Origin of the sequence: Virgibacillus halodenitrificans JCM 12304 (assembly GCF_001310895.1) — a bacterium.
Classification (GTDB): domain Bacteria; phylum Bacillota; class Bacilli; order Bacillales; family Amphibacillaceae; genus Virgibacillus_Q; species Virgibacillus_Q halodenitrificans.
The window spans coordinates 57553-71115 of sequence record NZ_BAZS01000003.1; the positions used below are offsets into that span (position 1 = coordinate 57553).

10 protein-coding genes are annotated in these 13563 nt (G+C 36.5%); all 10 read left to right on the plus strand.

The genetic code is table 11. The annotated features are described in order from the left end of the window. Positions 1-17: 17 nt before the first annotated feature. The 10 genes from JCM12304_RS02790 to JCM12304_RS02835 all read left to right on the plus strand — a co-directional run bounded on the left by JCM12304_RS02790 (position 18) and on the right by JCM12304_RS02835 (position 13562). Entirely contained in the window at positions 18-2024 is a 2007-nt protein-coding gene (locus JCM12304_RS02790) for a chemotaxis protein CheW (protein ID WP_060678477.1), read from the plus strand. 13 nt (positions 2025-2037) lie between these two features. Beyond that, positions 2038-2517, plus strand: a complete 480-nt coding sequence (locus tag JCM12304_RS02795; protein WP_019376059.1) for a chemotaxis protein CheW — start codon at positions 2038-2040, stop codon at positions 2515-2517. After that, positions 2517-2873 carry a response regulator gene (locus JCM12304_RS02800; protein WP_019376060.1) on the plus strand — a complete coding sequence of 119 codons (357 nt, stop codon included), beginning with the start codon at positions 2517-2519 and terminating at the stop codon, positions 2871-2873. Before JCM12304_RS02795 ends, JCM12304_RS02800 begins: the two co-directional genes overlap by 1 nt. Positions 2874-2916: 43 nt before the next feature. Continuing rightward, the gene (locus JCM12304_RS02805; RefSeq protein WP_060678478.1) at positions 2917-3630 is read left to right on the plus strand and encodes an EAL domain-containing protein; all 714 of its coding nucleotides are present in this window, start codon (positions 2917-2919) and stop codon (positions 3628-3630) included. A 35-nt stretch (positions 3631-3665) separates the two neighbouring features. Continuing rightward, positions 3666-5696, plus strand: coding sequence for a methyl-accepting chemotaxis protein (locus JCM12304_RS02810; protein WP_060678479.1), 2031 nt, complete (start codon positions 3666-3668; stop codon positions 5694-5696). 126 nt (positions 5697-5822) lie between these two features. Then, positions 5823-6464: a LuxR C-terminal-related transcriptional regulator gene (locus JCM12304_RS02815; RefSeq protein ID WP_060678480.1), complete on the plus strand. Its 642-nt coding sequence runs from the start codon at positions 5823-5825 to the stop codon at positions 6462-6464. A gap of 164 nt (positions 6465-6628) precedes the next feature. Continuing rightward, positions 6629-8326 (plus strand): methyl-accepting chemotaxis protein, encoded by a 1698-nt coding sequence (locus tag JCM12304_RS02820; RefSeq protein ID WP_060678481.1) that lies wholly within the window; start codon positions 6629-6631, stop codon positions 8324-8326. Positions 8327-8612: 286 nt separating this feature from the next. Beyond that, positions 8613-10643, plus strand: coding sequence for a lipoteichoic acid synthase (gene ltaS / locus JCM12304_RS02825; RefSeq protein ID WP_060678482.1), 2031 nt, complete (start codon positions 8613-8615; stop codon positions 10641-10643). Positions 10644-11754: 1111 nt separating this feature from the next. Beyond that, positions 11755-12000: a hypothetical protein gene (locus JCM12304_RS02830; RefSeq protein ID WP_060678483.1), complete on the plus strand. Its 246-nt coding sequence runs from the start codon at positions 11755-11757 to the stop codon at positions 11998-12000. 338 nt (positions 12001-12338) lie between these two features. Further along, complete coding sequence (locus tag JCM12304_RS02835) at positions 12339-13562, plus strand: CynX/NimT family MFS transporter (RefSeq protein WP_060678484.1); 1224 nt, start codon at positions 12339-12341, stop codon at positions 13560-13562. Position 13563 lies beyond the last annotated feature (1 nt).

The following is a 13563-nucleotide window of genomic DNA, read 5'->3' on the forward strand; positions in this document are numbered from 1 at the left end:
TAGAGAGGATGTACGTAATGGAAACAAGCCAATATATTGATATGTTTCTTGATGAAAGTCGAGAGCACTTACAAGCAGTTAATGATAATCTTCTTCATTTAGAAAAGCAACCAGATGACCTTTCCATCGTCAACGAAATTTTCCGTTCTGCTCACACATTAAAGGGAATGGCTGCAACAATGGGCTATGAGGATATTTCTGCGTTAACCCATAAGATGGAAAACGTGTTAGATAAAATTCGGAACAGCGAATTAATGGTAAACACCCATATTATTGATATTATCTTCCAAGCAATTGAAGCTTTAGAAGAAATGGTAGAGGAAATTGCTCAAGGCAATGATGGGAAAAAAGATGTCACAGGTTTAGTTAATTCTTTGGACCAGATAGAAAATGAGAAGGCAAACCAAGACACAAGTGAGAAAAATGAGGAAGTTAATAGTTTTGATACAGAAAAAGTAATTTTGGATGAATATCAGTCAACTGTCATTGCCCAAGCAGAAGAGCAAGGGTTTAAGGCCTATTATATTCAAGTGCGCTTAAATGAAGACTGTCTACTAAAGGCTGTTAGAGCATATATGGTTGTAGAAGCATTAGAGTCTAAAGGAGAGATTATTAAAACCACTCCTGAAACGGAGGCATTAGAAGCAGGTGATTTCTCGCAGGATTTTACGCTCATCTTTCTATCAAATGAATCTACTGCATCATTAGAAGCTGTGATAACTAGTGTATCTGAAATAGAGCAGGTAAATATACAAGATTTAGCAGCTATTATGGAAAAACAGGCTGAAGAATCAAAGCATGAGGAACCTGCTACTGAGGAGTCATCAGGTGAGACAGCAGAAGTGAAAACACAGGGGCAGGCTACTAAATCTACTACTATCCGCGTAAACCTGGAACGGATTGACCATTTAATGAATTTATTTGAAGAGGTTGTAATTGATCGCAGTAGATTGGAGGATCTGGCAGAAAAACTGGGGAATCCTGAATTAGCTGAAACAGTTGAACATATGTCGAGAGTGTCGGAGGATATGCAAAGCCTTATTCTAACCATGCGTATGGTTGCTGTAGAACAGGTGTTTAATCGTTTCCCACGGATGGTTCGCGGACTTGCCAAGGACTTAAATAAAAAAATTGATCTCCAAATTATTGGTGCAGATACAGAATTGGATCGCACTGTTATTGATGAAATAGGTGATCCACTCGTTCACTTGATTCGTAATTCGATCGACCACGGTATCGAGCTGCCAGCAGAGCGCTTGAAAGCGGGAAAACAAGAAGAAGGAGAATTAATACTGCGTGCCTACCATAGTGGCAATCATGTGTTTATTGAAATTCAAGACGATGGGGCTGGTATTAACCGTGAAAAAGTAGAAGAAAAAGCGGTTGAAAACGGGCTAATTACAAAAGAAGCAGCAAAGCAACTCACAGATGAGGAAATCTATCCTTTTATACTGGCCTCTGGGTTTAGCACAGCAGCCACCGTGTCGGATATTTCTGGTCGTGGAGTAGGATTGGATGTAGTAAAAAGCAAGATTGAAGCTCTTGGTGGGAAAATTACGATTGAATCCGAGAAAGGAAAAGGAAGTAAGTTCTCCATTCAGTTACCACTGACCTTATCCATTCTTTCTTCATTATTAGTAAAAGTTGAAGAGGAAACTTATGCCATACCTCTATCTTCTATCATTGAAACTGCTTTATTGAAAGAAGAGCAGATCATGTCAGCACATGGCAAAAAGGTCATGGATTTCAGGGGCAGTGTTGTACCACTTGTATCTCTAAATAAGGTATTTGATGTTCCTGAGAGTACCACCTCGGAAAATGGAAGTAGTCACCATGCTGTGGTTATCGTGAAAAAAGGGGAAAAAATGACTGGTCTGATGGTAGATTCCTTTATCGGTCAGAGAGAGATTGTTTTAAAATCGTTAGGAAATTATTTAAAAGATGTGTTTGCTATTTCAGGTTCTACGATTTTAGGGGATGGGCAGGTTGCTTTAATTATTGATCCTAATGCACTAATTAAGTAAGGGAGACCAGATGATGGAGAAAATTACAAAATATATTGTTTTTAAATTAAATAACCAATCTTATGGAGTAAATGTCCAACAAATAAGATCAATCGAACGTATACAAAAGATTACAGAGGTTCCGAGAACTTCTCCATTTATAAAAGGTGTTATTTATTATCAAGGAGAAACAGTCCCTGTGCTTGATTTGAAGGAGCGTTTACAACTACCCGAAACAGAAACAACTGAACATAGTCGGTTCTTAATTGTCATGATGGATGACATGCAAGTAGGGTTAATCGTGGATGCGGCTACAGAAGTAATTGATATTGATGAGCAAATAATTGAAGCTCCACCACAAATCATTGGTGGTGTAGAGGATGTTTTTCTGCAAGGTGTAGCGAAATTGGAAAAGGATTTGTTGATAATCCTTGATTTAAAGCGTGTTTTGGACTTATCAGAAACAACAGAAGTAAAAGAAGTTATCCAAGAGATTGAACAGGAGGAAGTATAATGGCGAAAATTTTAATAACAGATGATGCGGCATTTATGCGCATGCAACTTAAGGACATTTTAACGAAATTAGGTCATGAGGTAATAGGGGAGGCTGAAAACGGACAAGTAGCAATTGAAAAGTTTCAGGAATTACAACCTGAGCTCGTAACAATGGACATTACTATGCCCGAAATGAATGGGGTAGAAGCAGTAAAAGAAATCAAGAAAATTAACCCGAATGCGAAAGTTATTATGTGCTCAGCCATGGGGCAACAAGGCATGGTAGTGGAAGCAATTCAGGCAGGGGCAAAAGACTTTATTGTAAAACCCTTTACTCCAGAGCGGATTGGCGAAGCAGTTAATAAGGTTTTATAAGTACAAGAATAGGAGTCATATACAGATAAGGTGAGGTGATTGTATGTCAGCACAAAGTCTACACGAAATAATAAGGAATATGGACTTTCACCATGTATTACAACCAATTATTAATACATCAACAAATAAAGTATATGGATATGAAGCATTGCTTCGCTCCAGGCATTATAGAAATCCGGAAATATTTTTTAAGCATGCAAGGGAACAAAATGTATTATTTGAACTGGATATGATGTCTATATATAAAGCTTGTAAAATGAATCTGGCAGAGTTAGGGGATATATATTTATTTTTAAATATATATCCTTCCACCCTGAATCATCCTGCCTTCATTAATAGCTTGGAAGAAATCACTAGGGAAACGAAAGTGAAAGCGAATACAATTGTTTTTGAAATAAATGAAGCAGAGAGAGGTACGGACTTTTCGGCTTTAAAACAGGTCTTGAATCAGTTGAAGCAACAAGGGTTTCTTATTGCTTTTGATGATATTGGAAAGGGCGAAGCAACGTTATCTACTGTGCAGACCATCATTCCTAACTTTGCTAAATTTGATCGCTACTATGCTGATAAATTATTTACATCCATTCGAAAACAAAACCATATTAAAAAAGTAATACACTTATTAGATGGAACGATGGAAATTGTTTTAGAGGGATTGGAAACAGAGGAAGATCTCTTAACAGCAAAGTTACTAGGCGTTCCATATGTGCAAGGGTTTTATTTGGGAAAGCCTCAGCCCTTGGAGTTTTATAAGTAACAAATTAATTATATGTAGGTAGGGAAGGGATTCTATTGAAAAAGAAGCAAAAGAAAAAGCAAGGTGGTTTTTTAAAACGTACCATTCAGACACAAATTCTCTTTCCTTTTCTTGTATTAATTTTGATTGCTGGACTAGTTGTAGCAGGAGTTAGTTACTTTTTCAGTGTTAATTTGACTACGAAAGAATTAACCAAGAATATGCAAAGTCAAATTCTTGTGATAAATGATTCTTTTGACATGTTTTTTGATAACCTGGAAAGAGGTATTAGGAGAGTCGCTTCAAGCGAAATTGTATTAGAGGGAGAGGAAGAAGATTCAGAGGAATTAAAACAATTTTTAAAAAGAACTGGTGATGCGAATAATTCCATTTTAAATACATATATAGGTAATGAAGAAACAGGAGAAATTGCTATTTATCCAAATACCATTTTCGACTCTGATTATGACCCGAGAGAAAGGCCTTGGTATAAGCGAGCAGTTGAACATGATGGTGCTCCGGTATGGACAGAGCCATACGAGGATGCAGCCTCCGGGGAAATGATTGTTACCATTGCCCAAGCGTACTATAATACGAAAAATGAAATGTTGGGAGTAGCAGCTCTTGATGTCTCTATAGACACACTTGTTTCTATGGTAGATAAGGTTAAAATTGGAGACACAGGATATGCCACATTAATTGATACAAATGGCAACCTTGTTGTACACCCAGATAAAAAGTTAGTCGGAATCAATATTGCAAAAGAAAGCTTCTATAAACAGATGATGAAAAAAGGTGAGTCCGGAACAGTGGAATATGAACAGGACGGTAAAGAGATGGTCACTGGGTTTGTAAAGAATGGGATAACAGATTGGGTCATAAATGGGACTGTTAATAAACATGATTTTGAACAAAAGTCTCAATCACTTCTATTACCGATCGGGCTTACATTATTAGGTATTATTCTTTTAGCAGTTATTGCTTCGTTTATTATAACAAAGCGGATTACAAAGCCAATTAAAAACTTGCAAAATACGATGAAGGAAGTCGAGAATGGGGATTTTCTTGCACATGTTGAAATAAACAGGCAAGATGAGATCGGACAATTATCTGCTAGCTTCAGAAATATGGTACAACAAATGAGAGAAATGATGACGAAAATTTCTACTATTTCTGTACAAGTTTCGGAGGCATCACAAACATTAGTGAAAAGTGCTGAAGAAAACACCTCTGCTGCTAATGAAGTTGCTGTAACAATGGAAGAAATAGCTTCAGGAGCGACGAGTCAGTCAGAGCTAATGGAACAAAACACAATAGCAACAGACCAATTATCAACAATAATAAACCAGTTTAGCTCACAAAATATAAAGATTCAAGAAGAGTCTAAGTCAATGAATCTAGCATCAGAACAAGGATTGAAAACAGTCGATATTTTAAAGGACCAATCTAATCGTACAGAAAAAATAACGAATGACGTTGTTCAGGCAATTCACTCGCTTGATAACCGGTCTGCAAGTGTTTCAGAAATAATTGGTAAGATTTCGGGTATTGCAAGTCAGACCAATTTGTTAGCATTAAATGCGGCAATTGAAGCAGCTAGAGCAGGCGAAAGTGGAAGAGGTTTTGCAGTTGTTGCTGATGAAGTAAGGAAGCTGGCTGAACAATCCGAACACGCGCTTAAAGATATCTCTGATATTATTGCTAAAATGCAGGAAGAGACAAAGCATACAGTTGATCTAATTGATGAAACGAGTGAAGTTATTCAATCCCAAACAGATGCAGTTAGCAAAACGGAACAGGCATTTCAAGATATTAATAAATCAATTCATGTAAACAGTGAGATGCTCCTGTCTACAATAAGTCTTATGGATGAAATGGTGAACCAAGAAAAAATTATTGCAGACAATACGCGAAACAATGCTTCCATAAGTCAGGAAACGGCTGCTGGGACAGAGGAAATATCAGCTTCTGTGGAAGAACAGACAGCATCTATGGAACAATTAAACCAACTTGCAGGCCAACTGGATAGATATTCAAAAAATATGCAAGAAGAATTAAGGCAATATAAAATTAAAGAAAAAAGCTAACCTTTAAGAGAGCTATTGCTATAACAATGGCTCTTCTCTTTTTATGGCTAGAATTGGTTCTTTCCATAAAAGAATATTTTCTATATAATTACATCAAGATCGATGTTAGTTGGAGGACACTTATTGATGAAAAAGCTCGTAATAGTTACAGAATATGGTTTAATGTGGGAAGGGATTCGTCTTACTTTAGCAGAAGCATTGGGGAATGAAATCCATATACAAGTTATCACAAAACAAAATGCCCCCTTGTCAGGTGGTACTATAGATGCGGATTTACTTCTTCTAGATGTGGGTGCAAACGATGATCAATTGTCATATTGGTTAAAAAATTTCGAGTCAAAGGATATAAAAATTATTGTATGGTTGGTTGAGATACATAAGCAATTACTTTTAAAATTATTTCGACAAAAATTGAATGGATATCTTTTTGGAGAAATGGAAATGAATGATTTACTTACAGCTCTGCGAACTATCTTAAAAGGAAAACAGTATATTCACCCCGAGCTATCCCCTATATTACTGGAGGAGTACATTTACTTAACAAAGGGAGGAAAAGATAGGCCGATTGGTATTCTAACGAAACAGGAATGGAAGGTTCTAGAAGAAATTTCTCGTGGGAAATCGAATCAGGATATAGCTAAAGATTTATATATATCTTCGTATACTGTAAATAATCATGTATCATCTATTTTAAAAAAGTTGCATGTATCTGATCGAACAAAAGCTGCCTTACTTGCTGTGCAAAACAAGTGGGTGGAGCTCCACTAACCATATGCATAAATGAAAAAACGTCTCCTATTAGAGGGAGACGTTTTTATTAGGCTTGATTTATCTTAATATTACATCTTTTGCATATAAGCTTTATATTTAAATTAATTTCCCGATAAATAGTATGTAATACATATAGAAGTTATGACTACAGGGGGTCAATTATGAAGAAATTAATTAACTTTAAAAGTATAAAGGGTAAAATACTGTTTGGCTTTACGATCGTATTTATTTTATTGCTATTATTGGGTATAGCAAATATAAATTCAATTAACAATACGAATGGAAAAATAGATGAAATGGTAAGCGGCGAATATGAACCATTAATCGTTGATAAAGAAATGATTATTAATATGCAACACCGTACTTCACTGCTTCGCGGGTATTTGTTGTATGGTGATTCTTCCTTAAAGGATGAATTCAGTAATGGTGTTGAAGAAGCGATTGAACTTGAAAATAAACTACTTGAAGTTAGTAACGATAAAAAAGCAGCTCAACAAATTTTGGATAAAAAAATGGAATGGGGAACACTTACAGATCAAGTAATAGCTGCATATGAAGATGGTAACGAACAGCGAGCACTAGACCTTATGGCAAGCATGGTCAGACCTCTGGAAACTGAAATAACAGGTGATCTGACAGCATTATCAGACAAGAGGGAAAGTAATGCTAATGAAACTAAAAACAGTGTTCTCAGATACGGAAAGTTAAATTTAATGGGCACGACTATTATTACTGTACTCGCAATTGTTTTTGGGGTGATTGCAGCATTAATGACAGCAAATAGCATCAAAAAACCGATTGTTGCTGTGAAAGAAAGAATGAATCGGATAGCTGAAGGAGATTTGACAGACCCAGCCATGGAGGCAACAACAAGAGATGAGGTTGGTGACCTGATTCTTGCGACAAATCAGATGAGTGCAAATACAAAAGAACTTCTTGCACAAATAAATATAGTTTCAGATTCTGTTTCTTCCCAAAGTGAAGAATTGACACAAGCTGCGAGTGAAGTGAAAGCAGGGACAGAGCAGGTAGCAATAACAATGGAAGAATTAGCAACAGGTTCTGAGACACAAGCGAATAGTGCAAGTGACTTATCTGAACACATGAATACATTTTTGCAGAAAGTAGAAGAAGCTAATAAAAATGGAGAGAATGTAACTAACTCTTCCAATGAAGTACAGAAAATGACAGATGAAGGCACTGAACTGATGAAAACCTCTGCAAGTCAAATGGCTAGGATAGATGATATGGTACAGGATGCCGTTACGAAAATGAATAATTTAGATAATCAGTCGCAAGAAATATCTAAGCTTGTCGGAGTAATCAAAGCAATAGCAGACCAAACAAATTTGTTGGCATTGAATGCAGCAATTGAGGCAGCGCGTGCAGGAGAGCATGGAAGAGGCTTCGCTGTCGTAGCTGACGAGGTTCGTAAACTTGCCGAACAGGTTACTGATTCCGTTTCGGATATTACAGGTATTGTTAATGATATTCAACAGGAATCTACAAATGTTGCTGAATCGTTAAAGAACGGCTATACAGAAGTCGAACAAGGCACAGCACATATGAAGAAAACAGGAGAAACTTTTCAAAATATAAGTAGCGCTATAAATACAATGATAGATAACATGAAAACAATTACTGGAAACTTAGAAGATATTACTTCTGGCAGTCAAAAGATGAATGGAGCAATTGAGGAGATTGCTTCCGTTTCAGAAGAAGCTGCGGCAGGTGTCGAACAAACAGCTGCCTCTGCTCAACAGGCTAGTGGATCAATGGAGGAAATCGCTGGTAGTTCATCCCAGTTAGCAAGCATGGCAGAAGAATTGAATAGCCTTGTAGCGCGTTTTAGATTATAGAAATGCAAGGGAGCGGAAGCCACAATACTGGTCTTCCGTTTTTTTGGGCTAAAAGACTCTATACAATTAAATTTAAAACTAGTATCATATTTAACAGTAAGTTTTGGTTTCGAACTTTGTTAAAATGGGAATAATATGCTGGGAAGATAAATAATTTATTTAAGTGAGCTAAGTATACTACTGAACTTGTATTCTTTTACAAGTAGTCTTTGACTTTCATAGATGTTTGGGTGTATACTTATGTATCGTATTAACTAAGTATAAAAAAATATGAGGTGAATGAAAAGTGAAGAAATTTTTCTCTTCGAAGATGGGATTCTTCGCGATTGCTGTAATTTTATTATGGATTAAAACGTATATAACATATAAAGTTGAATTTAATTTAGGTGTAAGTGGAGCAATGCAAGAGTTTCTACTATTTATTAATCCGCTTAGTTCAGCGTTAATTGTGCTGGGGATTGCCTTGTTTGCTAAAGGAAAAAGAGCTGGAATATGGATTATTGCTCTTGAAGCAGTCCTAAGTTTTATTTTGTATGCTAACGTTGTTTTCTATCGTTTCAACAGTGACTTTATTACAATCCCAACATTAATGCAAACAAGTAACTTTGGTAGCATTGGTGGAAGTATTGCTGATTTGACTGCAGGACATGACGTCTTCTATTTGTTTGACATCATTCTGTTGATTGCTCTATTTGTGTACTCACGTAAGAAATGGCAGCCAACTCGGATGAAAATTCGCAAGCCATTAGCAGTATTAACTGCAGGAGCAATAGCATTCACGGTGAACCTTGGCTTAGCTGAGGCAGATCGTCCACAGTTGTTGGAACGGACATTTGATCGTAACTATGTTGTGAAATATCTTGGTGCATATAACTTTATGGTTCATGATGCAATACAAAGTGCAAAAACTTCTACACGAAGAGTACTTGCAGACAGTGACGATATAACAGAAGTAGAAAACTATACGAAATATAAATATGCTGAACCTAATGCCGAGTACTTTGGTAAAGGAAAAGGTAAAAATATTATTAAAATTCACCTTGAATCCTTTCAATCGTTTTTGATTGATTATGAATTACATGGTGAAGAGGTTACACCATTCTTAAACAAGCTTGTTCATGATCAAAGTGAGGACTTCACATATTTTGATAACTTTTTCCATCAAACAGAGCAAGGTAAAACAGCTGATGCTGAGTTGATTATGGATACCTCCTTATACGGGCTTCCACAAGGTTCAGCCTTTGTAACGAAGGGGACGAATACGTATCAATCACTACCAGCAATTCTGGGACAACAACAGGATTATACAAGTGCTGTCTTCCACGGGGATAACAAATCTTTTTGGAACCGTGATGAGGTATACAAACATTTAGGAATAGATAAGTTTTATGATGCAAGCTATTATGATATGAGTGAAGAAAACATCATTAACTATGGTTTAAAGGATAAGCCATTTTTCAAAGAGTCTATGCCTATACTTGAGGATATGGAACAGCCATTTTACGCACATATGATGACATTGACCCACCATCATCCTTATTTAATTGATGAGGAAGATGCTAGTATTGACCCTGCAGAAACTGGAGATGGTTCTGTAGACCGTTATTTCCAAACTGCTAGATATCTTGATGAATCATTAGAACAATTCTTTAATGATTTAAAAGAAAAAGGTCTATATGAAGACTCAATTATAATGATCTATGGAGACCATTATGGTATTTCTGATAATCATAATCGTGCTATGGAGGAAATTACCGGAGAGGAAATTACTCCTCTGAAAAATGCAGATTTGCAACGTGTGCCATTTATGATTAAAGTTCCAGGGGTAGAAGGACAGGGAATAAATCATGAGTACAGTGGTCAAATTGATGTAATGCCAACAATGCTTCATTTACTAGGTATCGATGCACGTGACTATATTCAATTTGGTACAGACTTATTTTCTGAAGATCATAAAGAGTACGTTCCTTTCCGTAATGGAAACTTTATGACTGATGAATATAGCTATATTGATGGTAAGTTTTATGATAGCAAAACGAAAGAAGTCATCGAGGAACCAACAGAGGAAATGCAGAAGATGAAAGAAGAGGTTCTACATGAACTTGAACTTTCAGATGAAGTACTGTATGGTGACCTATTACGTTTCTATACACCTAATGAGGTTTGGGAGCCAGTTGACCCAACAGAATATATTTATGGTAAGGAATACGATGAAGATTATGAAGAACCAGTAGTAGAGCAAGAACCAGAAATGAAAACAGATAATGAAGTAAACCGTAAGCAGGATGATACTGATACGAAGGAAGAAACAGAATAAAATGAAAAAAGCACCTCTTATGGAGGTGCTTTTTACATTTCAGTATTTAAGAATTGCTCTATATTATTTTCCTGAAATTTAATACATAATAAAGATAAACTACGACGTAACTAAGAATATAGAGGCTGCGTAAATTGCCGCTACTGGGAAATATTCCGCTTTCCGCGGGCGGCTGATGAGCTTCCTCACGCTACGCGTTCGGGGATCTCATCGTGGCCTCTCCTCCCGCAGGAGTCTCCATATTTCCCCTTCGCTACTATTTCCTATTATATCTACGAAAAAAATTGCGTTCGCATACACCCAGAATGTGCTGTGTACAAATTGATTGTAGTGGAGGGCGGCAATCTAAGAACGCCACGTCCTGTGGCAACGATTGCATGACCAACGTCCTGTTGGCCCGCGACTCCTGCCGGAATAGCATGAGGCGAAGACCCTGGACGGAGCGTAGCGGAGGAAGCGGCTGAGGCCATGCCGAGCGGCAAAGAAGACACTGTGAGGTTACGAACAGATGTCGCGCTTGTACCCGGAGGTGTGAAAGCGTCCGCATGCAACGAAAATCAATGGGGCACTTCTCCTCAAATATTTCACTGAGTTTTTCATCAATAAATTTACGTCGCATTTTCCTCCAACTACGTACTGAGGCCAGTTAATTTCCTTTTCAATTGAAGTAGAGTTAAGATGTTGGCTTATTAAAATTAAAGATATATAATTTTCCATTCCATCTAATATCCTCTCTGTCACAAGCATCATGCTATTCAGTAATGCTTCTTAAAGGCATAGGGACTTATATTATATAGTTCACAAATTTGTAACATTTACGCATGTTAATAAATAAATACTTTAAATGGTAAATAAAGAATTATATACGTCTTTATTCGACAAAAGTAGAAGCAATCTTACAGGTAATTGGTTAAATAAGGGAATAGGGAGACTGCTTTCGACATATTTATCGAACGATGCTTCTCTTGACTCTTATGTCATAATAGATTTATATCTATTTGAGAAATAGGTATAAATAACTAAGGAAGGAGGCAGACAGCCTAATTTATAAACATTACAGAGAAGGTATACATCAATAGATTAGATTATAGATGCTAAGGGAGATGTAGCCATGTTGAAAATCATTTCTGCGAATAAGAATGTCCGCTTTATAGAAAATAGATCTATTATACAAAAAGATTTCCAAATTTGTTCCAACGTGTTCTTTGTAACTAGCCTGCTCTATTCTCATTCATGTGTAAATGACTTACATAAAGAACCATGCTTTTATTTTGAGCCAATGCTTTTAAGTAAAGTTAAGCAGATGGAAGTATTATTACCCATGGTTCCATGCACATCAGGAGAAGAACATAAATAAACATGAAATATTTCCTAGGAAATATTTTGTAAATTCTTGGCTATATAAAAGGGACGTTGTTAAGTTAAGTACATGTCCCTTACAGCCAGCCTCCAGTTTCCTCTATTCATCTTCTTTGAAAAAACTTCTTTTACTTGTAGTTTGTAACTTTTAAAATACCAATCAAATGAGTTATCTATTATGCTGCAAGCACTGTTACGTAGATTAACAGTAAGATACTTTTTCTTTATCTCATTGCGAAATTCCTAAAAACATCTCCTTATCTAAGGGAATTCTTTCTCTTCTTTAAGACACTTATGCTATATTAATAAATAGGATTTTGGAAGGGAGATACAAGAATGGAGCTACATCAAAATACAAAACAATATGATAAGACTTATCGGGTGTTATTATTTATAGGAATAATTGTAGTAGCATTTAATTTACGTCCTGCTATTACATCTATTGGCCCATTAATCGGTATAATTAGAGACGATGTAGGCTTGTCGAATTGGAGTGTAGGATTATTAACCAGCCTGCCATTGATCGCTTTTGCAATTATGTCACCAATCGTTCCCAGGTTAGCTAACCGCTATACAAATGAACGCATTATGATGGTTGGTTTAATTCTCTTAGCTATTGGTATTTCGGCACGGTCGATTTCATTAATTTCTTTATTATTTGCGGGAACACTGTTTGTAGGATTAGGAATTGCAATATGTAACGTACTTTTGCCAGGGGTTATAAAAGATAAATTTCCGGCCAGAGTAGCTTTGATGACAAGTTTGTATTCTACAGCCATGGGAATCTTTGCTGCGGCAGCGTCTGGGTTGAGTATCCCAATTGCTACCGGAATGGGGTTAGGATGGAAACTAGCTTTATTAATATGGAGTCTGCCAGCTATTACCGGTATTTTTATATGGGTTTATTTGAATAAAAATAATAATAAAGAACAAACAGAAGAGATAAATTATATTAATCCATCAGAGAATCGTATGTGGAAATCACCATTAGCATGGCATGTTGCTGCGTTTATGGGATTGCAGTCTTTTTTATTTTATGTAACGATTTCCTGGCTGCCTGAAATTTTACATGATTATGGTATGGATATCGCTCATGCAGGTTGGATGCTGTCCATGATGCAGTTTATTGGTTTACCTGCAAGCTTCTTTGTCCCAGTAATAGCAGGCAAATTTAAATCACAACGTCCGATAGTAATTGTAATGGCTTCATGCTCGGTGATTGGATATAGTGGATTATTGCTGGGGAATTCTTATGTAATGTTAGTTATAAGTACAGTTATAATTGGTATTGCATTGAGCGGAACGTTTGCTTTAGCACTTGCATTTCTGGGGATGCGAGCAAAAAATGCTAAACAAGCTGCAGAATTATCAGGAATGGCTCAGGCGCTTGGGTATGTATTGGCTGCAGCAGGTCCAATATTTATTGGCTATTTATATGATTTGACGCACCTCTGGGCAATACCTTTAATAACTTTAATTATTATTGCTTTAATGGTAATGGCCTTTGGATTAAGTGCCGGACGCGACGTATATGTATTAGACGGAGAAAGCCAAAATTAAT